Origin of the sequence: Rothia aerolata (assembly GCF_014635585.1) — a bacterium.
Lineage (GTDB): Bacteria > Actinomycetota > Actinomycetes > Actinomycetales > Micrococcaceae > Rothia > Rothia aerolata.
In genome coordinates, this window is sequence record NZ_BMDC01000001.1 from 636,044 (window position 1) to 661,558 (window position 25,515).

General features: G+C 58.0%; 19 protein-coding genes and 3 tRNA genes. 13 read left to right on the forward strand and 9 right to left on the reverse strand.

Annotation, left to right across the window (positions count from 1 at the left end; all coding sequences use genetic code 11):
* Positions 1-63: 63 nt before the first annotated feature.
* The 4 genes from IEV00_RS02830 to IEV00_RS02845 all read left to right on the forward strand — a co-directional run bounded on the left by IEV00_RS02830 (position 64) and on the right by IEV00_RS02845 (position 5,559).
* Positions 64-1,413: a sensor histidine kinase gene (locus IEV00_RS02830; protein ID WP_188358797.1), complete on the forward strand. Its 1,350-nt coding sequence runs from the start codon at positions 64-66 to the stop codon at positions 1,411-1,413.
* Positions 1,414-1,421: 8 nt separating this feature from the next.
* A complete protein-coding gene (locus IEV00_RS02835) occupies positions 1,422-2,132 on the forward strand; it encodes a response regulator (RefSeq protein WP_268234163.1) in 711 nt (236 codons plus the stop codon).
* Between the two features lie 88 nt (positions 2,133-2,220).
* Positions 2,221-2,964 carry an ABC transporter ATP-binding protein gene (locus IEV00_RS02840; RefSeq protein WP_188358798.1) on the forward strand — a complete coding sequence of 248 codons (744 nt, stop codon included), beginning with the start codon at positions 2,221-2,223 and terminating at the stop codon, positions 2,962-2,964.
* Between the two features lie 3 nt (positions 2,965-2,967).
* A complete protein-coding gene (locus IEV00_RS02845; RefSeq protein ID WP_188358799.1) occupies positions 2,968-5,559 on the forward strand; it encodes an FtsX-like permease family protein in 2,592 nt (863 codons plus the stop codon).
* A 132-nt stretch (positions 5,560-5,691) separates the two neighbouring features.
* Here IEV00_RS02845 and thrC read toward each other — a convergent pair whose 3' ends face one another.
* The 6 genes from thrC to IEV00_RS02875 all read right to left on the reverse strand — a co-directional run bounded on the left by thrC (position 5,692) and on the right by IEV00_RS02875 (position 14,850).
* Positions 5,692-7,128: a threonine synthase gene (thrC, locus tag IEV00_RS02850; protein ID WP_188358800.1), complete on the reverse strand. Its 1,437-nt coding sequence runs from the start codon at positions 7,126-7,128 to the stop codon at positions 5,692-5,694.
* A gap of 58 nt (positions 7,129-7,186) precedes the next feature.
* Positions 7,187-8,728 (reverse strand): methionine--tRNA ligase, encoded by a 1,542-nt coding sequence (metG, locus tag IEV00_RS02855; RefSeq protein WP_188358801.1) that lies wholly within the window; start codon positions 8,726-8,728, stop codon positions 7,187-7,189.
* Positions 8,729-8,844: 116 nt separating this feature from the next.
* Positions 8,845-10,458: a phosphoglycerate dehydrogenase gene (serA, locus tag IEV00_RS02860; protein WP_188358802.1), complete on the reverse strand. Its 1,614-nt coding sequence runs from the start codon at positions 10,456-10,458 to the stop codon at positions 8,845-8,847.
* Positions 10,459-11,350: 892 nt separating this feature from the next.
* Positions 11,351-12,376, reverse strand: coding sequence for a ketol-acid reductoisomerase (gene ilvC / locus IEV00_RS02865; protein ID WP_188358803.1), 1,026 nt, complete (start codon positions 12,374-12,376; stop codon positions 11,351-11,353).
* A 122-nt stretch (positions 12,377-12,498) separates the two neighbouring features.
* Positions 12,499-13,008: an acetolactate synthase small subunit gene (gene ilvN, locus IEV00_RS02870; RefSeq protein WP_188358804.1), complete on the reverse strand. Its 510-nt coding sequence runs from the start codon at positions 13,006-13,008 to the stop codon at positions 12,499-12,501.
* 3 nt (positions 13,009-13,011) lie between these two features.
* On the reverse strand, positions 13,012-14,850 hold the full coding sequence (locus tag IEV00_RS02875; protein WP_188358805.1) for an acetolactate synthase large subunit: 1,839 nt from the start codon (positions 14,848-14,850) through the stop codon (positions 13,012-13,014).
* 444 nt (positions 14,851-15,294) lie between these two features.
* Between IEV00_RS02875 and IEV00_RS02880 the strand changes: the two genes are divergently transcribed.
* On the forward strand, positions 15,295-15,756 hold the full coding sequence (locus IEV00_RS02880) for a hypothetical protein (RefSeq protein ID WP_188358806.1): 462 nt from the start codon (positions 15,295-15,297) through the stop codon (positions 15,754-15,756).
* A 546-nt stretch (positions 15,757-16,302) separates the two neighbouring features.
* Here IEV00_RS02880 and IEV00_RS02885 read toward each other — a convergent pair.
* The 3 genes from IEV00_RS02885 to IEV00_RS02895 form a co-directional block, all read right to left on the reverse strand.
* Positions 16,303-16,378 (reverse strand) — tRNA-Lys (locus IEV00_RS02885).
* 31 nt (positions 16,379-16,409) lie between these two features.
* Positions 16,410-16,482: transfer RNA gene (locus IEV00_RS02890), tRNA-Lys, on the reverse strand.
* Positions 16,483-16,581: 99 nt separating this feature from the next.
* On the reverse strand, positions 16,582-17,199 hold the full coding sequence (locus IEV00_RS02895; protein ID WP_188358807.1) for a MarR family winged helix-turn-helix transcriptional regulator: 618 nt from the start codon (positions 17,197-17,199) through the stop codon (positions 16,582-16,584).
* A gap of 164 nt (positions 17,200-17,363) precedes the next feature.
* Here IEV00_RS02895 and bcp point away from each other — a divergent pair, with 164 nt between their 5' ends.
* The 8 genes from bcp (at position 17,364) to IEV00_RS02935 (ending at position 25,498) form a co-directional block, all read left to right on the forward strand.
* Entirely contained in the window at positions 17,364-17,840 is a 477-nt protein-coding gene (gene bcp, locus IEV00_RS02900; protein WP_188358808.1) for a thioredoxin-dependent thiol peroxidase, read from the forward strand.
* A 104-nt stretch (positions 17,841-17,944) separates the two neighbouring features.
* A tRNA-Leu gene (locus tag IEV00_RS02905) sits at positions 17,945-18,026 on the forward strand.
* Positions 18,027-18,117: 91 nt separating this feature from the next.
* Entirely contained in the window at positions 18,118-19,839 is a 1,722-nt protein-coding gene (locus IEV00_RS02910) for an ABC transporter substrate-binding protein (protein WP_188358809.1), read from the forward strand.
* Between the two features lie 174 nt (positions 19,840-20,013).
* Complete coding sequence (locus IEV00_RS02915) at positions 20,014-21,489, forward strand: malate:quinone oxidoreductase (RefSeq protein WP_188358810.1); 1,476 nt, start codon at positions 20,014-20,016, stop codon at positions 21,487-21,489.
* Between the two features lie 176 nt (positions 21,490-21,665).
* Complete coding sequence (locus IEV00_RS02920) at positions 21,666-22,784, forward strand: YihY/virulence factor BrkB family protein (RefSeq protein WP_188358811.1); 1,119 nt, start codon at positions 21,666-21,668, stop codon at positions 22,782-22,784.
* A 71-nt stretch (positions 22,785-22,855) separates the two neighbouring features.
* Entirely contained in the window at positions 22,856-23,662 is an 807-nt protein-coding gene (locus IEV00_RS02925; protein ID WP_188358812.1) for an alpha/beta hydrolase, read from the forward strand.
* A gap of 84 nt (positions 23,663-23,746) precedes the next feature.
* The gene (locus IEV00_RS02930) at positions 23,747-24,841 is read left to right on the forward strand and encodes an S-(hydroxymethyl)mycothiol dehydrogenase (protein ID WP_188358813.1); all 1,095 of its coding nucleotides are present in this window, start codon (positions 23,747-23,749) and stop codon (positions 24,839-24,841) included.
* A 9-nt stretch (positions 24,842-24,850) separates the two neighbouring features.
* Complete coding sequence (locus IEV00_RS02935; RefSeq protein ID WP_188358814.1) at positions 24,851-25,498, forward strand: MBL fold metallo-hydrolase; 648 nt, start codon at positions 24,851-24,853, stop codon at positions 25,496-25,498.
* Positions 25,499-25,515: the final 17 nt, after the last annotated feature.

Below are 25,515 nucleotides of genomic sequence, written 5' to 3' on the forward strand. Positions count from 1 at the left end.
CCCTGCCGGGGAAACACAGCTTCATCTGCTTTGACCCCGTTCACTGTGGTTGATTCTGTGCAGATGAGTTTGCACAAAATCAACCACAGTGAACTATCGGGGCAGGCCTCATCCCCCGGTATGAACCTCGGCCCCGAGGCCGCCAATATCAAAGAGCACGCCCGGTCTTACCACTACAGTGAGAGTGTGGAATCCCTACAGAAAAATTTGCCCCTGCTGCACCGCTGGCTCAACGGTCTTGTTGCCCTGGCGGGATTACTCTGTGGACTTCTCGCCTGGGGATCCTTCACGTTCGGTATGGGGTATGCGAAATCCGCAGGTATTGCCTATCTTCTGTGGACTCTGCTGCTGACCCTGCTGGTGCCGGTGCTGGTTCTGCTCCGCCACCGGTCTCCGGTGACCGCCCTGACGGTGTCTTTCCTGGCCATCGCCTGTTCCCTGCTACCCTTTCCCCTGCCCTCGACCTGGTGGGCGCTTCCGCTCTTCACCTACCACGCGGGCAAACACTTTCAGAAACTGCCGCGCACGGTGGTCTTGGGCGCCGGGCTACTCCTTGCCTTCGGCATGGGCCGGGGCTTTGCTCTGCTCATGCTGGGAACTTCCGACTACACCCGTTCCAATATGGTTCAGCTGTGGATGCTCAACTCAGCCCTCTGCATGGTTTTCACAGCCCTGACCTGGACCTGGGGTACCACCTCCCGCCTGCAGAAGCTACGCCACCAGGAACTCATCGAACGGGCTGAGCGCTTAGAATTTGAACGCGAGCAGGAGCGAACTCTGGCCGCCGTAGACGAGCGCTCCCGTATTGCCCGCGAAATGCACGACATTGTGGCCCACTCGCTCTCGGTGATTGTGATGCAGGCGGACGGCGCTCGGTACGCGCTTGCCGCCGGGCAAGATCCCGCACAGGCGGCTGATGCGCTGGAACAGATCAGCGGGGTCTCCCGCGATGCCCTCGCGCAGACCAGAGGGGTCTTGGGCCTCCTGCGTTCCTCGTCTGAGACTGAGCTTACCCCCTTGCCCACGCTTGCTGACCTTCCGGCGCTGGTTGAGCTCGCCCGGGCCTCGGGGTTGGAGGTCAGGTTTTCCGGCGTGGAGGGGAGCCCTGCCCTGGGCCTGGCCTCCGGCGTGCAGCTAGCGGCCTACAGGGTTGTTCAGGAGGCCCTGACCAACGTGCGCAAGCACGCGGCGGGTGCTGCCACGGAGGTCAGCTGTGTCTTTAACAAGCAGGGCCTCACCGTGGAGGTGGTCAATGAAGCCCCGGAGATTGCAGCCTCTCCCCTGCCCGGAGCGGGAAAAGGGTTGCAGGGTATGCAGGAGCGGGTTGCTCTCTACCACGGTGAGTTACTTGCCGCTCCCCTTTTTACCGGTGGCTTTCAGGTTAAAGCTTTCTTCCCCTATTCAGAGAACTAAGGTGAACCGTGATTAATGTTTTGATTGTCGATGACCAAACGCTGGTGCGAGGCGGCCTTGCCATGCTCGTTGATTCTCAGCCCGATATGCGGGTTTGCGGCCAGGCAGACAACGGCGCTGCGGCCCTTGACTTTCTTCGGCGAGACTCAGCTGACTACCCCGATCTGGTGCTTATGGACGTTCGTATGCCGGTGATGGACGGCCTCGAAGCCGCTCGGCAGATTCTAGCGAGCGCCCGAGCACCGAAAATCCTGATGCTCACCACCTACGACATCGACGATTATGTCTACGCGGCTATTCAAGCAGGTGCCTCAGGCTTCTTGTTGAAGGATGCTCCGCCGGAGGATCTTTTGGGCGGCATCCGCACCGTCTGCGCGGGCGACGCTGTCATCGCGCCGTCCGCCACCAAACGCCTTTTGCAGAAAGTTGCGCCCATTCTGCAGGGGGATCTTCTGCAGGACGCCGCGGGGGCGGCTGCACCTGTACGGGAAAGAAAGCCTGCCGGGGAGTTCCTTGAGCGTATCAAGACTCTCACCACTCGAGAGCACGAAATTTTTCTGCTGGTTGCCTCGGGTAAGAGCAACCGGGAAATTTGCGATGAGCTCTTTCTTTCGGAGCCCACCGTTAAAACGCATGTCTCGCACATTCTGCAAAAACTTCAGGCACGCGACCGGATTCAGCTGGTGGTAATGGGCTATGAATCGGGCCTTATTTCCTAGGGCTCATACCCGCGTATGATGCCCCGACTCAAACAGTTCAGTCCGCGGCACGATGTATCTTTTTCTCTGAATTTCTAGGCTTTAAAGCATGACAAACACTAAGACAGCGGTTTCCGCACACAAGGTTTATAAGACATACGGCGCCGGAGATGCAGCCGTGACTGCACTGGCTGGTATCAACGTTGATTTTTCTGCCGGGGAATTCACCGCCATTATGGGCCCCTCGGGTTCGGGCAAATCGACCCTCATGCACGTTTTGGCAACACTCGATACAGCAGATGACCACCCCGAAACCTCCATCCGCATCGACGGGGTGGAGCTACATGGACTCGCCGATGCTGAGGTCACTGATTTTCGTAGGGACCACGTGGGCTTTATCTTTCAGGCCTTCAACCTGATTCCAACGCTGACCGCCGAGCAGAATATTCTGCTGCCCCTGGGTATTGCGGGTAAGCAGGCGGACGAGCGCTGGTACCAGGATTTGGTGCGCAAACTGGGGCTAGCCGAGCGTCTGAACCATAAGCCGAGTGAGCTCTCCGGCGGCCAGCAGCAGCGCGTTGCCATTGCCCGGGCACTGCTGGCCCGGCCCTCGGTGATTTTTGCGGACGAGCCCACCGGTAACCTCGATACGGCTTCTGGCACCGAGGTGCTCAAACTCATTCGGGAGGCCTGCGACCAGCTGGGCCAGACCGTTCTCATGGTCACCCACGATCCAGTGGCGGCCGCCTATGCCGACCGGGTGCTGGTGCTCAAAGACGGTCAAATAGTCGAAGAAATTCGTAGGCCCAGCCGCGAGACTGTTCTGGCGGCCCTAGCTAAGGCGGGTGCGTAAGTGATGAAGACCAGTACCCTCAAGACTGTTGCCCACTCCCACGTGACCTCCCAGCGTAAAAAGTTTGTGCTGACCTCCATTTCTATTGGCGTTGCCGCCTTCTTTCTGGCGGCAGTTTTTCTTCTGACGCAGACCCTTACCGCCTCTTTCCGGGCAGCTTCAGAGCCCCTCTATTCCAGGGCAGACTATGTGGTCAATGCCCCGGGAAGCGGTCTGATGCTCAGCGCCCAACAGGGTTCGGCTGACCAGTCCGCTACGCTCACCCAGCAACAGGTGGATGCCCTCAAGAATTCTTCTGAGGTTGACATTGTGGGAACCCGCTCCCTCACCTACCTGGGCTTCACAACGGATAAGACCTCCTCTTCAGAGTCCATGCGGGCTGAAGCTCTGCCAGACTCCCCCGATTCTTTTACCTATGACTTTGAGGGTGCCCTGCCCACGAATAAAAACCAGGTCGCCATTCCCTCCACCATGGCAGATAAGCTGGGGCTTAGTCTGGGTGATTCTATCTCTGTAGAGGGCCCCGCCGGCCAGGCCGCAGACACCGAGAACCAGGCCTTTACCGTAAGCGCCGTCTACAGCGTAGACACCACCCTCTCGCCCGACTCCATGACCTTCTATTTTGAGCCCCAGGTGCTCGATTCACTCATCCCGGCAGCCCAGAACAATTCGGCAGAGCTCAGCAACTATGAAGAGGTCAGCGTAAAGCTCAAGGACGCCGCCGCCGGTTTTCCCGAGGACCTCAAAGATAAGCTCTCCTCAGGATCCGCCGACACCCAGCCGGTCATCGTCAGCTCCAGCGAACAGGTTGATCTCTACGTCAAGCAGCTTTCGATGGGTCTTGACGTGCTCACCTACGTTCTGCTGACCTTCGCCGGTATCGCTTTAGTAGTTGCCACCTTCGTGATTGCCAATACCTTCCGGGTGCTGACCACTCTGCGGGTCTCAGAGCTGGCTATGCTGCGCACCTTGGGCGCCCAAAGGCGGCAGCTGACCACCATGCTCCTGAGAGAGGCCCTGGCTCTTGGCTTTTTCTCCTCGCTGGTGGGCGTGGTGCTTGCCTTCATTCTTGCCGCGCTCGCTCAGCTCTTTGTACCCCGGGGAATCGTGATTGGCTTTTCTCCGATTGCAGCACTGGTGGGAATTGGGGTGGGTATCCTAGTCACCGTTGCCAGCTCCCTGGTGCCGGCGGTCAAGGCCATGAAGGTCTCTCCCCTCTCCGCCCTCTCCACCGCCCAGCGGGCAGAATCCGAGCCGGCAGTCTCCCGCCCCACCATGACGGCGGGGGCTCTGCTACTCGTCGCGGGAGCGGGTCTCTACGTTTTTGCTGTCGTAGCTGACCGGCCCTTCCTGGTTCTCATCGCCACCTTCGTGCTGGCCATTGGAGCCCTACTGCTCTTCCCGCTTCTTCTCTGGCTTCTGCTGAAGGTACTTCAAAGAATCGCGCGGGGTTCGACCGTGACTCTGGCGCTAAACCAGGCGGTGAACTCGATGCAGCGAACCGCCTCCACCGGCGTCATCGTCTTCCTCAGCGCCACCCTGATTAGCGGCGTGCTCATGGGCCACTCCACGGGCGTGGCCTCCAACGCCAAGATGTCAGAAACCGCCTACCCCGTTGCCTTGAACAGCCCCGTGTTCGAGGAGGAATCAGAAAAGGGCCAGCACCTCGAGTGGAGTCAGATTCAGCAGAAAGAAGAAGAGCTGGAAGGCATTGACCACGTGAGTTCTGCCAGCCTGGCTGCTCCGGCGGGTGTTATCACCGAAGGTTTCCCCGAAGACCAGGGGCAGGGCCCCGAGGTCTTTGCGGTGGACCCCGAGAAAATCAGCCAAACTATCGCCGGGCTTGACCAGGAGCTTACTGAGAACACCGTGCTGCTGCCCGTCGCCTTCGATTCCAGTCTGGACGGAAAAACAGTGGTGATTTCTGCCGGTCAGCACAGGGTTGAGGCCACAGCGCGTGTGAGTGAGGTCGGCTTCTATGCGCCGCTGATTAGCAAGAACACAGCCCAGCCCCTGCTTGAGTCAGCCGATACTCAGACCACCGGTTACTCCGCCATGGTCAACACCGAGCCCGGGCTGACCTCGGTGGAGGCCCAGACGGTTCTCGAAGAGGTCGCCTCAGCCACCGGTGCTGACGAAAGCAAGATCTTTGGCGGAATCAACGACAAGTTGCGCAACGAGCAGGTGATGAAAATCATCGTGGGAGTGATGCTGGGGCTGCTGTCGCTGGCAACCATTATCGCCCTGATCGGGGTTGCCAATACCCTCTCGCTCTCGGCCTTCCAGCGGCGCAGGGAAAACGCCATGCTACGCTCCATTGGCCTCTCAGCCAAGAAGCTGGCCCGGTTGGTGGCCCTGGAATCTCTCCTTATTGCAGCGGTATCGGTCATCTGTGGAATCGCCGCCGGTATCGGTCTGGCCATGCTGGGCGTGCAGGTCTTGGCGGTAGACGGCATTGATATCGTCTATGCGGTCAACCCCTTCGCCCTTCTGGTAGTTGCAGTATTCGGCACCGGGCTGGCCTACCTGGCGAGCTTGCTCCCCGCCAAGAAGGCGTCCCGGGTCTCGCCGGTGACTGCGCTGGCGATTAGCTAAATAAGAAAGCAAGGCACCGCTACAGCAAGACGTCATGAGTCAACCTCCCTTAAACGCCAGCCCCGATGCCAGTTGACTCATGACGTCTTGCTTTCGCAGCTCTATCGCAAAAGCTAGTCCTGCTCTGTTTAGCTAATTTTCTACCGGGTGGTCCAGAATAAACTGCTTGACTGCCTCGGCATCGTTGGGTAGGTCTGCCACGGTACGCTCGGCTGCCAAGATGTCTTTGAACCGCTCTGCCACCTCAGGGTCCCGACCAATCGCTTCATTGATGGTTTCGGCGAACTTGACCGGCAGGGCGGTTTCCAGGCAGATAATGGGGGTTTCGGTCTGGGCGGTCCACTCCTGGGCGACCTTCACACCGTCTGCGGTGTGGGGGTCGATGAGAACCCCCAGGCGCTCGTGAATATCTCGGATTGTCGCAACGCGGTCAGCGTGGGTGGACTTTCCCGAAACAAAGCCGAAGTCGCGGCTCAGGGTCTCGAAAGCGTCGTCCTCAGACAGGTCGAAGCCTCCCGCCTTCACCTGGGTGCCGAAGAGGTCGGCGACCCGCTGCGCATCGCGACCCAGGGCATCGAAGATGAAGCGCTCGAAGTTGGAGGCGCGGGAGATATCCATAGAGGGGCTGGAAGTCACGAAGGTGTCTTCAGATGAGCGCACGCGGTAGGTGCCGGTCCGGAAGAATTCGTCTAGCACGTCGTTCTCGTTGGTGGCAACAATTAGGCGGTCGATGGGCAGGCCCATCTGGCGGGCGATGTGGCCGGCGCAGATGTCGCCAAAGTTGCCGGTGGGAACGCAGAAAGAAACCTTTTCATCGTTGCTTTCGGTGGTGCGAATCCAGCAGTTTACGTAGTACACCACCTGGGCTAGCAATCGGGCCCAGTTGATAGAGTTCACCGCGCCGATGCGGTTCTCCCGCTTGAAGTCGGCGTCGGCGGAAATTGCCTTCACGACGTCCTGGCAGTCGTCAAAAGTACCGTCGAGGGCGATGTTGAAAATGTTGGGGTCGTCCAGGCCAAACATCTGCGCCTGCTGGAACTCGGTCATGCGGCCAGCAGGGGTCAGCATGAATACCCGAATGTTCTCGCGACCCCGCATAGCGTACTCGGCAGATGATCCGGTATCGCCCGAGGTCGCACCCACAATGGTTAGGCTGTCACCACGGCGGGCCAGCTCATACTCAAAGAGCTCACCCAGTAGCTGCATAGCCATGTCTTTGAAAGCGGCGGTGGGCCCTTGCGAGAGGTGACCCAAAAAGAGCTCGCCCTCCAGGTGGCTAACCGGAACGATTTCTTCTGAATCGAACTTGGGGTAGGTGTAGGCGCGGGCAGTAATCGCCTTCAAGTCCTCGGCAGGAATGTCGTCAATAAAGAGCTGTAGCACCTCGGCCGCCAGCGCGGCGTAGCCCTCATTTTTTAGGACGTCGCGCCAGCGGGTCAGCGTGGAATCGTCAAGTTGCGGGTACTCCACGGGCAGAAAAAGGCCACCATCGGGGGCCAAACCAGCCAGCAAGATATCGCTAAAAGAATTCGGAGTCTTAGAAGAATCACGGGTTGAGATGTACTGCATGTCTATAGCCTAGCTGGTTGGCCCACCGGATGAGTAAATATGCTCATATGACGAAAAGTTATGCTTCTTTGGGCTCCTCGTAGCGGGGGAAGACCGGGGCGGGCTTGGGCAGCTCGGTGCCGGGTTCAAGGGCCTTGTTCCGGTCTGCGAACATACGCTGGTCTTCGGCTACGCCCAGTAAATCCAGCATCTTAGCCATAGAGGTGGGCATGACGGGCTGCACTAGCAGGGCAACCTGGCGGATGACCTCGGCGGTCACGTAGAGTACCGTCTTCATGCGCTCTTCATCGGTCCTCTTTAGCTTCCAGGGTTCCTGGGCGGTGAAGTAGCGGTTGGCATCGGCCACCACGTGCCAGATTCGTTCCAGAGCCTTATGGAAAGCCTGGTGGTCGAAGTCCTCCCGCACCGGCTCGTAGAGGGCGGCGGCGTCGTCCAGCATCTTCTGGTCTTCGGCAGTAAAGTCGCCGTGGTAGGGAACCGCTCTCCCGCAGTTCTTAGCGATCATCGACAGCGAGCGCTGGGCCAGGTTGCCCAGGTCGTTAGCCAAATCGGAGTTGATGCGGTTCTTAATGCCCTCGGCAGAGTAGGAGCCGTCTTGGCCGAAGGAGACCTCGCGCAACAGGAAGAAGCGCAGCGGGTCAAGGCCGAAGGAGCTAACCAAATCGGCGGGGTCTACCACGTTACCCACCGACTTAGACATCTTCTCGCCGTCCACCAGCAGGAAGCCGTGGGCAAACACGCGCTTGGGTAGCTCAAGGCCGGCCGACCAGAGGAAGGCGGGCCAGTAGATGGAGTGGAAGCGAGAAATATCCTTACCGATCAGGTGCAGGTCGGCGGGCCAGAACTTCTGGAAAAGCTCGGTGTCGGTATCGGGGTAGCCCAGACCGGTGATGTAGTTGGTCAGAGCGTCTACCCACACGTACATCACGTGCTTGTCGTTGCCGGGAACGGGCACACCCCAGTCAAAGGTGGTGCGGGAAATTGAGAGGTCGTTGAGGCCACCGCGCACAAAAGAGGCAATCTCATTGCGGCGAGTCTCGGGGAAGATAAAGCCCTCGGTCTCGTAGAGTTCCAGCAGGCGGTCCTGGTACTTGGAAAGGCGGAAGAAATAGGATTCCTCCTCGGTCCACTCCACCTCGGTACCGGTGGAAATGGCGTAGCGCTGACCATCGCGCAGCTCGGTCTCGTCTTCGGCGTAATAGGCCTCATCGCGGATTGAGTACCAGCCGGCGTACTTATCCAGGTAGATATCGCCGGCCTCTTCCATCTTCTTCCAGATAGCCTGCGACGCCGGGTAGTGGTCTTCATCGGTGGTTCGAATAAAACGGTCGAAGGAGACGCCCAGCATCTCATCCATCTCGCGGAAACGGGCCGAGTTCTCATCGGCTAGTTCCTTGGCGGTCTTATTCAGTTTGGCCGCGGTGGTCTGCATCTTCTGCCCGTGCTCATCGGTACCGGTCATAAAACGCACATCGAAACCGTCGAGTCGTTTGAAGCGGGCCATCACGTCTGCGGCGATAGCCTCATAGGCGTGGCCGATATGCGGGGTGCCGTTGGGGTAAGCGATTGCGGTGGTGATGTAGTACGGGGTAGAAGTCATGACTCTTACTTTATCGCGGATTCAGTGGGGAGGGGAATTTTACGGTCATGACGGCGCGGGCCGGGTTTTCCGCCCTTCTTTCGGCGAAAACCCGACCCGCGTCGTCCTTAGAGAACCTAGTTAGAAAGATCTACAATCGCACCGCGGTGGGCCGAGACGATCTTCTTGATGGACTCCACCACCTCGGGGGTGGGAGCAGAATCCAGGGCCAGCACCGAAACCGCCCGGTTGGACTTCTCTTCGCGGGAGACCTGCATACCGGCAATGTTGATAGACGATGAGCCCAGCAGGGTACCCATCGCCGCAATCATGCCGGGGCGATCCTCGTATTCAAGCACCAGCAGGTGGTCGGTAATGGGGGTTTCCAGGTCGTAGCCGTTAACGCGGGTGAGCTTCTGGGTGAGCTTGGGGCCGGTGACGGTACCTGCCACCTGCAGGGTGCCACCCGATGCCAGGGCGGCTGTCAGAATGGTCTCGTTGCGGAAGTATTCGGATTCCTCGGTGGTGACCAAATCTACGGTTACCCCGCGCTGTTCGGCAATCATGGGGGCATTGACGTAGGAGACCTTCTCAGAGACCACGTCGGTAAAGACTCCCTTGAGCGCCGAGAGCTTCAGCGAAGTGACGTCCTTGCTAGCAATCTCACCGGCAATCTTAACCTCCACCCGGGTGAAGGCTTCGCCGGTACCCAGGGCGGTGAGAATTCGACCGAGGTTCTCGGCGAGGGGCACGCCGGGGCGCACCGCGTTATCGATAGCGCCGCCGGCGATATTGACGGCGTCGGGAACCAAATCGCCCTCAAGCGCCAGGCGCACGGATTTCGCCACGGAGATACCCGCCTTCTCCTGGGCCTCGGCGGTGGATGCACCCAGGTGGGGGGTGGTCACCACGTTGGGCAGTTCAACGAAGGGCACGTTCTTGGCGGGTTCCTTGACGAAAACGTCTACCGCGGCACCGGCAATCTCGCCCGCGCGCAGGGCATCGTTGAGATCTGCTTCATCGATCAGACCACCGCGGGCCACGTTGACCACAAAGGCGGTCTTCTTCATCTTCTTGAAAGAATCAGCGTTGAGCATGCCCATGGTTTCGGGGGTGCGGGGCATGTGAATGGTGATAAAGTCGGCGCGCTCGATCAGTTCGTCCAGCTCTACGAGTTCAACGCCCAGAGACGACGCGCGGGCAGAAGTCACGAAGGGGTCGTAGGCGATCAGCTCGGTGCCAAAGGCCTTGAGACGCTCTGCCACCAGGCCACCGATTCGGCCCAGACCGATAATACCGACGGTCTTTTCGTAGAGCTCCACACCGGAGTACTTAGAGCGTTTCCACTCCCCCGCCTTCATGGAGGCATCGGCCGGGGCAATGTTTCGGGCCAGACCCAAAATGTGGCCCACGGTCAGTTCAGCCGCAGAAATCACGTTGGAGGTCGGCGCATTGACCACCATCACGCCAGCGGCGGTCGCTGCCTTAATATCAACGTTGTCCAGTCCCACACCGGCACGGGCAATCACCTTCAGCTTTTTCGCCGCCGCGATAGCTTCTTCATCTACCTGGGTTGCCGAGCGCACCAGAATGGCATCGACATCTGCAATTGCCGGAAGAAGCTGAGAACGGTCTGCTCCGTTGGTCGTCCTGATCTCGAAATCCGGGCCGAGCGCCTCAATCGTTGCGGGTGAGAGCTCTTCTGCGATCAGTACTACGGGTTTTTCAGTCACGCTGGTTTTCCTTACCATGATGTTTGATTGTGCGAGCTGAGAACGCCAAGCCGTTCACCCGTTCAGGCGGCTTAGCGGGCTCGCACCCATTGAATACGGGGCTACCGTTTTTCTCCATGAAGCAGACACCGGTTCACCCTTACGGCCGGTGTGCCCTATCCCCAATCTTATAGATGGGGTGAGAGAAGTTTCTACTTGCGCTTTGAATGCTGAGATAGTTTTCTTGACTATTACAGGGGCGAGTCTCTTTTAGGGGTATAGGCAGAAAAGCGTGTCCCCAACAACCACAAGGAAACCAAACCCACAACTTAGCCTCAACCTTCTATCGTCTAAAATTCCAGCACCTGCGATATGGGGCATACCTGGATTACCTGCGGAAACAAGCTCCCGGTACACATAGATTCCCGCCGAGGTGCCAGAAGTACAAGCAAAACCCGGCTGAAAGGCCAAAAGTACACCTGTCTTCCCTGGGTACACATCTAGATGTGTACCCAGGGAAGACAGGTGTACCGACGTCAGCCTGACAAGAAGAAACCTGTACCTTACCACCACCGAGCTTTCCCGAGAGGCCACTTTTATACCGAAAAACTGCGAAAAACGGTATAAAAATGGCCACTCGGCGATCATGGCAGCCCGTGCAGTTACCCCTGTTTCATTGAGTCGCCGCTTCAGTTGCATATCGCCGTTTCGTTACCGGCGATATGTAACCGAAACGGCGACTCGGTGCGCTTACCTATTCTCGAGGAATATCCAACATGCTAGAAGCCACGCTTTCATGCCACTATCGCGGGTGGCACGCCCGGGGTGGGACACAGATTTGTCCTATAACCCCTCGTTTTAAAGAAAATCGGGGCGCTGGCATGTGAGCCAGCGCCCCGAAATTCAAGCTAGGTGAACTTAGCGACCTACCTTAGCGGGCTGCAGTACCCTCGGTGTAGTCGTCGTCAGCCTTGTTCCAGGCGAAGAGCTTGCGCAGCTCGCGGCCGGTTGCCTCGATGGGGTGGGATTCACCCTTCTCGCGCAGCTTCTTGAACTCGGGAGCGCCAGCTGCCTGGTCTTCCATGAAGCGCTTTGCAAAGGTGCCGTCCTGAATATCAGCCAGAACAGCCTTCATGTTCTCCTTGACCTCGGGGGAAATCACGCGGGGGCCGGAGACGTAGTCGCCGTACTCAGCGGTGTCAGAGATAGACCAGCGCTGCTTGGCGATGCCGCCCTCAATCATCAGGTCAACAATGAGCTTGAGCTCGTGCAACACCTCAAAGTAGGCAATCTCGGGCTGGTAGCCAGCCTCGGTCAGCACCTCGAAGCCATACTGAACCAGCTGGGAGGTTCCGCCGCAGAGAACTGCCTGCTCGCCGAAGAGGTCGGATTCGGTTTCTTCGGTGAAGGTGGTTTCGATGACACCGGCCCGGGTAGCACCCAGACCCTTAGCGTAGGCCAGTGCCTTGTCCAGTGCCTTACCGGAGGCATCAACCTCTACCGCCACCAGAGCGGGAACCGCACGGCCCGCCTCAAACTCGCGGCGCACGGTGTGGCCGGGGCCCTTGGGAGCAACCATAGCGACGTCCACGCCGGTGGGTGCCTGGATGTAGCCGAAACGGATGTTGAAGCCGTGGGCGAAGAAGAGGGAGTTACCCTCGGAAAGGTTGGGCTCGATGTCGTTCTTGTAGATCTCAGCCTGAACCTGGTCGGGAGTCAGAATCATGATGATGTCTGCCTCAGCAGCTGCCTCAGCAACAGTGGCAACGCGCAGGCCCTGAGCTTCTGCCTTGGCGCGGGACTTGGAGCCTTCGGAGAGACCAACAACAACGTCCACACCCGAATCACGCAGGTTCAGTGCGTGAGCGTGACCCTGAGAACCGTAGCCGATGATTGCAACGGTTGAGTCTGACAGAACTGACAGGTCGGCGTCGTCATTGTAGTAAATCTTTGCCATTTTAGGTGAGATCTCCTTGGTAGATCAGTCAGGGAAGCTCCCGTGGAGGGAGTCTTCTCTTTTTATATGTGGTCTTCCATACTCAGCCTAACCGTCGGGACGGTCACAGCCGGGTATAAGTTTTAGTGTCGTAGAGCTTTTTCGCTCATGGATCGCGGGCCGCGGGAGAGGCCGAGCGTTCCCGCCCGCACAATCTCGCGAATACCGAAAGGCTCCAGCACATCGAGTAGCGCTTCAAGCTTCTCGGCGGAACCGGTAGCTTCAATCACCACTGACTCGGTAGAGACATCAACGATTGAAGCTCGGAAAAGGTCAGCTGCCTGGGTTACCTGCAACCGGGCCTGGGCATCGGCCTTGACCTTAATCATCATGTGATCGCGCTGCACCGAGGTCTCCGGCGCCAGCTCTACAATCTTCAAAACGTGTACCAGCTTGTTGAGCTGTTTGGTCACCTGCTCCAGCAGGATTCCATCCGCATCCACCACCACGGTAATGCGGGAAATTCCGGGGACTTCGGTGGAGCCAACCGCCAGAGAATCAATGTTGAACATGCGGCGGGCAAAGAGACCGGAGACTCGAGCGAGCACGCCTGGCTTATCTTCAACCAGAACGGAGAGTGTATGGCGGCTCATGGTCTACTCCTCATTTCCAAAGTCGGGGGTCATATTCTTAGCAATCTGAATCATGTCGTTGGAAACACCGGCGGGAACCATGGGCCACACCAGAGCGTCGGGGCTCACGGTGAAGTCAATGACGACGGGGCGGTCGTTAATCTCTAGCGCCCGCTGAATCGTGGCGTCGACGTCGTCATCGCTCTCGCACCGCAGAGCCGCGCAGCCGTAGGCCTCAGCCAGCTTCACAAAGTCGGGAATGCGGGCGGTGCCGTGGCCGGTGTTCAGGTGGGTGTTGGAGTAGCGGCCGTCGTAGAAGAGGTTCTGCCACTGGCGCACCATGCCCAGGGAGGAGTTATTGATCACAGCAACCTTAATCGGAATATTGTTCTGGACGCAGGTCGCAAGCTCCTGGTTGGTCATCTGGAAGCAACCGTCGCCGTCAATCGCCCACACCACCGAATCTGGGTTGGCCACTTGCACGCCCATCGCGGCGGGAACCGAGTAGCCCATGGTGCCCAGGCCCGCCGAATTGATCCAGTGGCGGGGGCGTTCGTGCTTGATGAACTGCGCAGACCACATCTGGTGCTGGCCCACGCCCGCCACGTAGAAAGCGTCGGGGCCGGTCAGCTCCGAGATACGCTCGAGAACATACTGGGGCTGACCCAACCCATCCTCGGTAGAGGTGTAGCCCAGCGGGAAGTTCTTCTTGAGGTTGTTGAGGGTGTTCCACCAGGGGCCGAGGTCAGGCTTGTGCTCAAACTCCTCGGTGAGAATCTGGGTCAGCTCGGGCAAAACGTACTTGAGGTCGCCCACGATGGGAACATCGGCATAGCGAATCTTAGAGATTTCGGCCGGGTCAATATCAACGTGAACCACCTTGGCCTCGGGGGCAAAGGAGGACACCACGCCGGTCACGCGGTCGTCAAAACGGCTGCCCAGGGCCACCAGCAGGTCTGACTTCTGCATGGCGGTGACGGCGGGAACGGTACCGTGCATACCGGGCATGCCCAGGTTGTGGGGGTCGGAATCGGGGAAGGCGCCGCGGGCGGTCAGAGTGGTGACGACGGGTGCTCCGGTGGCCTCGACCAGCGCCTTGAGCTCCTCGGTGGCTTCGGCCCGAATCATGCCACCACCCACGTAGAGTACCGGGCGCTGAGCTTCCGAAATCAGCTTGGTAGCCTCACGAATCTGCTTGGAATGGCCGCGGGTAACCACCGAGTAACCGCGCACTTCGGTGGTGGGCGGCCAGGAGAAGTCCATCATGCCCTGCTGCGCGTCCTTGGTGATGTCCACCAGCACAGGGCCGGGACGGCCGGTGCTTGCCAGGCGGAAGGCGGTGGCAATACAGCGGGGAATTTCCTGAGCGTCTCGAACCATGAAGGAGTGCTTGGTGATGGGCATGGTCATACCCACAATGTCAGCCTCCTGAAAGGCATCGGTGCCCAGCACCTTAGAAGAAACCTGACCGGTAATCGCCACCACGGGCACAGAGTCCATATTGGCATCTGCCAGAGGGGTCAGCAGATTGGTGGCACCGGGGCCCGAGGTCGCAATGCACACGCCCACCTTGCCGGTGGAGAGAGCGTACCCCTGGGCGGCGTGACCCGCACCCTGCTCGTGGCGAACCAGAATGTGGTTAATCTGCTCAGAATCAAAGAGGGGATCATAGGTGGGGAGGATAGCGCCGCCGGGCAAACCGAAGACGTCGGTCACCCCCAGCATTTCCAGCGAACGCACAATGGCCTGAGAGCCTGTCATGCGCTCGGGTTGAGAGGTCTTAGCAGCAGAATTTCCTGCTGAGGCCTGGGTACCGATTTTCTGCGCAACTGCCGCGGGAGTTATCGATGGTCCAGTTGTCATCTCGTTTTCCTCTTGAATGAATCTTCTGTCGTCAGTCGATGCTGGAGAACTGCGGTGGCGGTTCCAACCTTGCCGATTCTTTGGTGGTGCGGCTATGAAAAAACCCCTCGCAGTGTCTCTAGCGAAGGGTTGATGTTACTGCACACGCGGAATTTGCCTTGGCTAGACGGTTCTAAATCAGAACCACTAGAAGGCTAATAATCTGCTGTGAAGTAGACTGCGTTTGCATACCTTTATAGTGACCTTCTGCACGAGAGAGTGTCAAAAGCGTCTCACAATACAAAACAGTCTTCCTAGCCATCAACGTACTTTTACAGTACGGTTAGCACCGAACCTCTAGAAATACATTGCGGTTTATGACCGTTTGTTGAGCAAGGTATCGCCAGATATTCAGCCTGTCTTAATAGTTAGAAACTATCGCTCTCAGAACTTAGACTGTTAGCTATGACTCAGCACCGCTTGTCAAACACCGATATTACAGAGATCTTGCACCCTGTTTTTGATCAGCAGATTATGAACTACGGTGCCTACAATCTGGTGTTTGCAACCGGTTCCTCCATCTACCGCAACCCCGATATTGCAGAAACCCAGCAGGAGGGGCAGCAGTATTTTCTGCTGGGTTACCGGGAGAGTCCCCGCGAGCTGGTGGTTGCTCCCCTCGCTTTACCCCAGGTGCTTGCTGCCGGTCAGCCCACCTCCATCGATAACACCAATGCCCTTCGCGCCTACGCTCTCAACAGCGAGACTTTTGGCATTGAGTCCACCAATGGCTCATCTTTTATTCTGACCCTTAAAAATCAGATTCAGGTTGAGACCGAACTCGGCACGGGAGAGCTGGATCAGGAGCACGACGTGGAGGATTTCTTGCAGTTCCTGGTCGATAGCTGGCTAGAAGAAGCTCTTTAACCCCGGTTTTGTACAGGGTTACCACCAACGTACAGAGGTACCGCTGTACAGAAGAGACAACCCTGTACAACCCGAGGTTTCAGCACCTACCACAGAGGAGACACGGGGGGGGCATTCCTGAATTTTGCGCTGAAACAAACTCTCGGTACACCTAGATTCCCGCTGAAGTGCCACAGGTACAAGCACACTCCCTAGGGTACAAGTGAAGTCCCCAGGTACAAGACAATACTTGTACTCGGGAACCCCGCTTGTACCCTAGGTAGCCCTGCAAGAAGAAACTTGCACCTTACCACCACCAAGTTTTCCCAAGAGGCCACTTTTATACCGAAAATCGGAGAAAAAAGGTCAAAAATTGGCCACTCGGCAATCATGGTAACCCGGGCAGTTGCCCAGTTTCACCACAGATTTGTCCCATAACCAGGTTTCGTACAGGTTTATCTCTGACATACAGAGATATCTCTGTATACCCAAGAGAAACCTGTACAAAACTGCCCGTCAAAAGCCAAACAAAAATCCCGCCAGCCTTTTAGCCAGCGGGATTTAGAATGGTGCGCCCCCAGGGACTTGAACCCTGAACCCATTGATTAAGAGTCAATTGCTCTGCCAATTGAGCTAGAGGCGCTTGGTAGGTGTTTGAGTTGTCCTCACAACTGTGCGCCCCCAGGGACTTGAACCCTGAACCCATTGATTAAGAGTCAATTGCTCTGCCAATTGAGCTAGAGGCGCTTACTAGGCTTTTGAGTTGCCCTCGCAACGAGTTACTACTTTACGAGATTATCTTGGGCTTGGCAACTTGAAACCGAGCTCTGTTGCCAAGCCCACAATTTACTGTTCTTTTTGAGAATTCACGCGGGCTTCCTCGATCATCTCGGGAGTCAGAGTTCCCATGACTGCGGTGATAGGCCCAGAGCTCTCCGTCTTAATGGGGGCACCCTGAGCAGCTTGCGCAGAGCCATCGGCAGGCTGGGCAAAGCCGAGCCCTGCCCGATGCTCTTCATGGGAGCCACGCAAAACGGCATCATTACCCTCTTGCTCAGAAAGCTCCCGCACAATATGAATGAGCATCTCTCGGAATTCGGGTTTAGCCAGCTCACCGGTAGAGGCAAGATTGCGATCAATCTGCTCTGCCTGGGCCAGCACCTCTTTACCCCGCGGGGTAACACCGAGCAGATAGCTGCGGCGATCCACGGTATTCCGGGTTCTAAAAACGTGACCGTGAGCTTCAAGGCGGGCCAGGGTTTTACCCATCGTCTGGGCCTGCACGCCGACGATTGAAGCCACCCGCACCTGGGAAATAGTTCCCTCACGGGCGATAACGCCAAGGGCGGTCACACCGGCATGGGTGAGACCGAGCTCTTTAAGTTGATTATTCCAGCTGTGTTCCAGCATTCGCGCTGCTGTAGAGAGCAGGCGGTTAATTGACCAATTACCAATTTCAGGCATGCCTCTTAGTATAGCCACGAAATAGTTAGAATGGTAAGTAAGCAGGGTTTTCTTCGGCATAGGTCACAGTTACTCTGACAAGTAGGTTTACAAATTTTTTGCTCGGTGTTGTTTTGTGAGCGTTTTTAACGGGCGCCGGGCCCAACGATGAGGAATGGTGAGGTATGGCAGATCGACTCAGCGTGGGAGATTCCGCTCCGGATTTTTCTTTGCAGGACGCCGCGGGGCAGCAAGTCTCGCTCAGCGACTTTGCGAGTAAGAAGGTGGTGGTCTATTTCTACCCCAAGGCTTCTACTCCGGGGTGCACCACCCAGGCCTGCGATTTCCGCGACAACATTGAGTCACTGAGTTCCCACGGCTACCAGGTAGTGGGCATCTCCCCCGACCCCGTTTCGGCACTCGAGAAGTTCACCGAGAAGCAGGAGCTCAACTTCCCCCTACTCTCAGACGAAGACCACGCGGTAGCCGAGGCCTACGGCGCCTGGGGCGAGAAGAAGAACTACGGTAAAACCTACGTGGGTTTGATTCGCTCCACCGTGGTGGTAGATGAAGAGGGCAAGGTTGCCCTGGCCCAGTACAACGTGCGAGCCAAGGGTCACGTGGCAAAGCTCCGCAAGGATTTGGGTATCGACCCCAGGTAATGGCCCCAAGCCACTACGCCACTCCCATTTGTGTCTCTTTCGCTTTTGAGGTAGTATCGCTAGCGTTCCCGAGTGAGAGATAGCGTCGATTCTCGAGGATTCCCGCGCGAGTGGTGAAATTGGCAGACACGCAGGATTTAGGTTCCTGTGCCTTATGGCGTGAGGGTTCAAGTCCCTCCTTGCGCACTTTGACGAAAGCCCAGGTTCTCTGGGCTTTCTTTATATCTCATACCGGTTTATCGCTAAACTTCGCAGGTTGTTGGGTAGAGGGGCTTTTGTGGGCACGAATAAACTGTCTCGCCGTGAGGTTCTGTCTTTATCAGCTGTGCTCTCTGCCGGACTGGCGCTGAGTGCCTGCTCATCCTCCGCTGAGACGGAAGAAGCGGAGCAGCAGGTCGTTGAGTTCCGCTTTACCAATGCAGCCAAGGTTTCGTCCCTTGACGTGGCCCTGAGCGGCACCATTGAGACAGCCCGTATCTCGGCCCAGATTCTCGAACCGCTGGTGATTGCAGACATTAATACCGGCGAACCCCAGGCCGGACTGGCAACGGACTGGTCGCTCAGTGATGACAAGAAGAAAGTCACCTTTACTCTGCGCGAGGGTATTGAGTTCCAGAACGGTTCGCCCTTTGACGCCGCAGCGGTGGTCACCAACGTTGAGCGCTGGAAGAAAGCGGCGGCAGACGATACCTCTAATGCTCACGTTGCCTACCTTCAGCTTTTTAGCGGCCTGGGTTCCGAAGACGGAAAGACTCCCCTGGTCACCGACTGCACCGCAGAGGGCAACACTGTAGTCTTTACGCTCTCCCGCCCCTCGTCGTCCTTCATTCGAGCCCTCACTCAGCCCGCCTACGGAATCGCAGCCCCCAACTCCCTCGATAGCGAGGGCCACTTCATCGACTCGCCGGTGGGCACCGGCGCCTACGTACTCAAAAGCTGGGATCAGACCCACGCCGAATTAGAGCGCCATGAGCAGTACTGGGCCGAGCTACCCCGCATCACCAAGATCACCTTCTACGCCGAGCCCAACGAAACCAAGCGCTACTTCAGACTGATGAATGACCAAACCGATGTCTACGACCTGGTGGGGCTCAACCACTATGTAGACCTGGCCAAGGCGGGCAACCTCATTCAGCCGCGCGACCCCTACGCGATCAGCTTCATCAGTATTAACGGGGAGAACGAGATTTTTAAGGACGTGCGCATGCGACAGGCGGTTGCCTTCGCTCTGAGCCGCGGGGCGATCGTTCGTAACCTCTACCCCCAGGGCTCCCAGGTGGCCAATGATTTTCTCCCCTCCCTCTTTATGATGAAGGAAGATCAGACCTCCACCTTCTACTCGCAGAAAACCGACCAGGCCAAAGAACTACTCAAGGCCGCCGGCTACAAGAATGAGCCGGTGGAATTCTACTACCCCACCGATGTTTCTCTGGCGGCCCTGCCCCAGCCAGAAGCAATCTACGCGGCCATAGCAGCCGACCTGGTGAAGGTAGGCTTCAACATTGTGCCCAAACCTATCGAGTGGAACGAGGGCTACCTCGATAAAATCACCTCCCCCGATGCCAAGAGGGGGCTTGCCCTCAACGGATTTGTGGGCTCCTATAGAGACCCTAACGCCTTTTACTCGCGGGTGCTGGCAACTACCTCAGAGGTCATCTCATCGCTTTCCGATGCCATTGTTGCTGCCCAGGACGAACCGGTGGAGGCAGACGCCGACCCAGAAGAAGTGCAACCCAGCCCCTCGGCGCCGTCATCGTCTCAGGCTGAACCCACCGTCACCTACCAGCAGATTCTCGATAAAATCCGTGAGGCAGACCAGCTGACCTCCATCGATGAGCGCCGCGAGGCCTACCAAAAGATTAACCTTCAGGTAGCCCAGCTCATGCCGGCAGTGCCGCTTGCCTACCCTGTCTCCTCGGTGGTGCTGGGCAAGAACACCGGCTACTTTCCACTCTCTGCCACGGGAATCAGCAACTTTAGCGAGGTAGAGCTACGCTAACAGCCCGGCGGTTACTTTCCAGCTCAATAAATAACTTAATTTTTCGTTGCTAACTTTCCAGTATTAGGTCAGACGTTCAGAAAGGGTTAGTCTAAATTTAAGCGTGCTATCGCGCACATCAGTGGCCGCCAATGGAGTGCGGCCAGAATTTCCTACCCTAATTGGAGAGTAACCGTGGCAAAGACGGAATCTACCGACGTCGTGCTGGTTGGTGGCGGTATCATGAGCGCCACCCTGGGCGTTTTGTTGAAAGAGCTCGAACCCACCTGGAACATCACTCTGCTGGAACGCCTGGACAAAGTCGCCCAGGAATCCTCAAACCCCTGGAACAACGCCGGTACCGGCCACTCTGCCCTGTGCGAACTCAACTACGCTCCCGCTGGCCCCGACGGCACGGTGTCTACCGCTAAGGCTCTGGGTATTAACGAGCAGTTCCAGATTTCTCGCCAGTTCTGGGCAAGCCTGGTCTCCGAGGGCAAGCTGGCCAACAACAGCTTTATCAACCCGGTGCCGCATATGTCTTTGGTCTTTGGTGAAGACCACAGCAAGTACCTGACCAACCGCTATGAGGCCTTCCGCCGCGAGAAGCTCTTTGAGCGCATGGAGTTCACCACCGATCCCAATCAGATTGCGCAGTGGGCACCGCTTGCTATCAACGGCCGCCAGGGCAACCAGCCGATTGCCGCTAACTACTCCCCCGAGGGTACCGACGTTGACTTCGGCAACCTTACCCAGCAGATGGTGAGCTACCTGCAGTCCAAGGGTGTTGAGGTTCGCTACGGTCAGCAGGTCACCGATGTTACCCAGGAAACCGATAAGACCTGGACTGTCAAGGTCAAGAACCGCCTGAACTCTTTTGAGGACGGCGTGATTCGGGCTAAGTTCGTCTTCTTGGGTGCCGGTGGCGGCGCTCTGCACCTGCTGCAGAAGTCCGGTATTAAGGAGGGCAAGGGTTTCGGCGGCTTCCCCGTCTCGGGTCTCTTCCTGCGCAACACCAACGAGGCAACCGCAGCCCAGCACAACGCGAAGATTTACGGCCAGGCTTCGGTGGGTGCTCCCCCCATGTCGGTTCCCCACCTGGATACCCGCTACGTGGGCGGCAAGCGTTCCCTGCTCTTTGGCCCCTACGCCGGCTTCAAGACCAACTTCCTCAAGCAGGGCTCGCTGCTTGATTTGCCCAAGTCCCTGCGCTTCAACAACATCTACCCCATGGCGCGGGCTGGCCTGGCCAACCTGGATTTGACCAAGTACCTGGTTGGCGAGCTCTTCAAGAGCCGCGAACAGCAGCTGGATTTGCTGCGCACCTACTACCCCGAAGCCCGCGCCGACGAGTGGGAGATGATTACCGCTGGCCAGCGCGTGCAGGTGATGAAGGAAGACCCCAAGAAGGGTGGCGTGCTCCAGTTCGGCACCGAGCTGGTTTCCTCGGCAGACGGCTCGATTGCGGCTCTGCTGGGTGCTTCTCCCGGTGCTTCCACCGCCGTTCCGATTATGCTCAACCTGGTTCAGCGTTGCTTCCCCGACCGTTTTGCGGGCTGGGAATCCCGGATCAAGGAACTGGTTCCCGCCTTCGGCGTGAAGCTCAACGACAACCCCGAGTTGGCCGATGAGATTACCTCCCACACCGCACAGGTTCTGGGTATCAACTAGGCCCTGATATGGTCTAAAGGGGCGGCGCCTACCAGCAGGTTCCGCCCCTTTTTGCCGCTCACATTTGCTCAGCAAACTTGCTTGTGAAGCGGCGGTGCCCGCCCAATAAAGAAGTCTCCTGGGGTAAGCTAGCTTAGTATTCAAAATCGTTCGCAGTCACCCACCAGGAGATTCCTATGTCATCTCTCGAAGAGCAGACGATCGAGCGAGCTCAGCGCGAAAAAGAGCTCGACGAGTCGCAGAAGCCCAGCAAGGTTACCCAGGTTAACAAGCCCAATTGGAAATACGCCTTCAAACGCGCAATTTCTGAGTTCCTCTCAGACGGCTGCATGGACCTGGCGGCAGCGCTGACCTATTTTGCTGTGCTCTCCATCTTCCCCGGCCTGCTGGCGATTGTTTCTCTGCTGGGTGTTTTCGGCCAGGGTGAGCAAACTGCCCAGGCAATTCTTGATCTGCTGGCAGGCTTCGCGCCCGCCGATGTGATGTCTCTGATTGAAGAGCCCATTACCCAGCTCACCAGCTCTTCGGCAGCCGGTTTGGCTCTGGTAACCGGTCTTCTCGGTTCGCTGTGGACCGCCTCCGGTTATGTTGGTGCCTTTGGCCGCGCCCTGAACCGCATCTACAATGTGGCAGAGGGTCGTCCCATCTGGGTTCTGCGCCCCCTGATGCTGCTGGTCACCGCGGTGCTGGTGCTGGTGGTTGTTCTGATGATGGCCGTGTTGGTGATGTCTGAGGGAGTGATCAACTTTATCTCCGGTCTTGTTCCCGGCCTTGACCTCTCTGGCTTTGCCGCTGTCTGGGCCTGGCTGCGCTACCCCGTGATTCTGGTGCTGGCGGTTATTCTCATCGCCCTGCTCTACTACGGCACCCCCAATATCAAGCAGCCCAAGCTGCGCTGGATTTCCCCCGGTGCCCTGATTGCCCTGATTACCATGGGTATTGCCGGTATGGGCTTCAGCTTCTACGTGGCTAACTTCGGCAACTACAACGCCACCTACGGCGCTATCGGTGGTGCGATCGTGGGTCTGCTCTTCCTCTGGATTATGAACAATGTTCTGCTCTTCGGCGCAGAGATTGATGCCGAGCTGGAACGCTCCCGCGAGCTGCAGGCGGGTATTAAGGCTGAGGAAGACATTCAGCTACCTCCCCGTTCCGATGCTCAGACCCAGAAGGTGCTGGAGAAGAAGGAGAAGCTGGTAGACGAGGGCCGCGACCTGCGCCTGAAGAACAACGGCGTGGACTTTTCGGCCATGGCAGATGAGAAAGAGAATACCTCGTCCAAGGCAGCTAAGTAACCAAGCGGTCATTTGACTCTGAGGATAGCGGGTAGAAACCTGATGGGTTTCTACCCGCTATCTTTGTATATATGACTTCTTTTGACCGGCTATGTTTCCGCAGTTTTGATCCGCCCCAGCCGCAGTCAGCACCGGCGATGCTCCTGCACGGTTTTGCAACCACGGGGCTTCAGCAGTGGCAGATGACCGGCTGGACCAAGCGACTTCTGGCGGCGGGTATTCCGGTGCTTCTGGTTGATCTGCCATATCACGGGGTTGACTACCTGAAGGATTCAGCCCCGGATTCGCTGAGGCAGGGCGATGTTGAGGACGGCGTGGAGGTGGTCGGTCGCGAATTTTTCAGTTCGATTGCGGCGGCTATCGCCGGCTACATTGAAGAGCTGGATACCCCGGTGCACCTGGTGGGCTTCTCCGCCGGGGCACGGATTGCCTACGAGGTCGCCACCGAAGACGGCGGCTTAGTTCGCTCGCTGACGGTGGGAGGGCTGCCCCAGCACAGCGACCTAGTGCAGCTCAACGCCTACCTCAACCCGGCGTCGTCCTCCCCCGATAAAGCGGCAGGGGATCTGAACCCCGCCTTTGCCCCCATCATTGACCAGTCGGTTCTCACCCGAGAGGCGCTGGCGCGGTTCGTCTCGCACCCGGTGGGCTTCGAGTTCGACCCCGACCAGCACCTGCCCCAGGCACCCACCCTGGTAGTCAGCGGCACGGCCGATACGATTGCCGGTGATCCGGGCTGGCTGCTGCGGGCCTTGAAAGCCCACGGGCTAGAGTACCGCTGGCTGGAACTGACCAACCGAGACCACGTCAATGCGCTCACCAGTGGGGTCTTCAAACGCGAAACAATCGCCTGGATTCAGCAACATCAGCAGGGTTAGTTTCTTTGACCCCGGCCAAAGCGGTAGCCTAGACAACAGCCCCTGAATTACTCGGGGAAACCAAACACAGAAAGACATGAGAAGATGACTCAGCAGGTTAAAGCACTCGTTGCCATGGCTAAGAATGAGCCGGCAGTTGTTACCACCATCAACGTTCCCGACCCCGGCAAGGGCGAAGCCCTGGTGAAGGTTCTCACCTGCGGTGTCTGCCAGACCGACCACCACTATATTGAGGGTGGAGTTGGCGATAACTTCCCCTACCTGCTGGGCCACGAATCTACCGGCATGGTTGAGGCTGTTGGCGAGGACGTCACCAACGTTGCCCCCGGCGACCTGGTGATTCTCAACTGGCGCGCGGTTTGCGGTGAATGCCGCGCATGTAAGAGGGGCGACCTCAAGTACTGCTTCAACACCCACAACGCCAGCCAGAAGATGACCCTGGAAGACGGCACCGAGCTGGAAGCCGCCCTGGGCATTGGCTCCTTTGCCGAAAAGACCCTGGTTGCCGCCGGCCAGTGCACCAAGATTGAGGCCGAGCTGAGCGAAGACCAGTACGCCGCCGTGGGTCTGCTGGGCTGCGGAGTCACCGCCGGTCTGGGTGCTGTGCTCAACACCGGCGAGCTCAAGCGCGGCGAGTCCGTGGCTGTGATCGGTTGCGGCGGCGTGGGCGTTGCTGCCATCGCCGGTGCCAAGCTGGGCGGGGCAACCACCATCATCGCTGTGGACATCGACAACGATAAGCTCTCCCGCGCCAAGGAACTGGGCGCAACCCACACCGTCAACTCCAAGGATCAAGACCCCATCGAGGCAATCCGCGAGCTGACCGGCGGCTTCGGTGCAGACCTGGTGATTGACGCCGTGGGCATCAAAGACACCTTCCAGCAGGCCTTCTACGCCCGCGATCTGGCAGGCCGCGTCGTCCTCGTTGGCGTACCCGCCCCCGGCACCTCCTGGGATATCCCCCTCGACGAGGTCTTTGGCCGCGGCGGCTCCATCAAGTCTGCCTGGTACGGCGACACCCTGCCCTCCCGCGACTTCCCCATGTTTGTAGACCAGTACAAGCTGGGCCGCCTACCCCTGGACGCCTTTGTGACCGAGCGCATTAAGCTCGAAGACGTCAATGAGGCCTTTGAAACCATGAAGACCGGCAAGGTTCTGCGCTCTGTCGTAGAGCTCTAAGGAGGCACGATGACTGAACGAATCGATCGGGTAGTTACCTCGGGAACTTTTTCCCTGGACGGCGGTACCTGGGAGGTCGATAACAACGTGTGGATTATCGGCAATGATACCTCGGTGGTGATTATTGACCCGGCCCACGACGTTGACAAGATTTCCGCCAAGGTTGCCGGTCGCACCGTGGAGAAGATTCTGCTCACCCACGCCCACGATGACCACATTGGCTCTGCCAAGGAGGCCGCCGAGCGGTTCGGCGCGCCCCTCTACCTCAACCCGGCAGATAGGCAGCTGTGGGAGATGGTCTACCCCAGCTACAGCTTTGATGAGGAACTCGCCGAGGGTGAAAGCATCAGGATTGGCGACACCGAGCTGCGGGTGCTTGAGACCCCCGGCCACTCCCCCGGTTCTGTCTGCTTCTACGCCCCGGAGCTTTCCTGGGATAATTCAGACGGCGTAGTGTTCTCGGGCGATACCCTCTTCAACGGTGGCCCGGGAGCAACCGGCCGGTCTTTTAGCGACTTCCCCACCATCATTGAGTCCATTCGGGAAAAGCTGCTGACCTTACCCGAGTCAACGGCGGTGCTCACCGGCCACGGTGAGACCACCGGTATTGGCTTGGAAGCACCGGAACTAGAAAACTGGATTAAGCGGGGCTACTAGTCACATCTAGGTGTTAG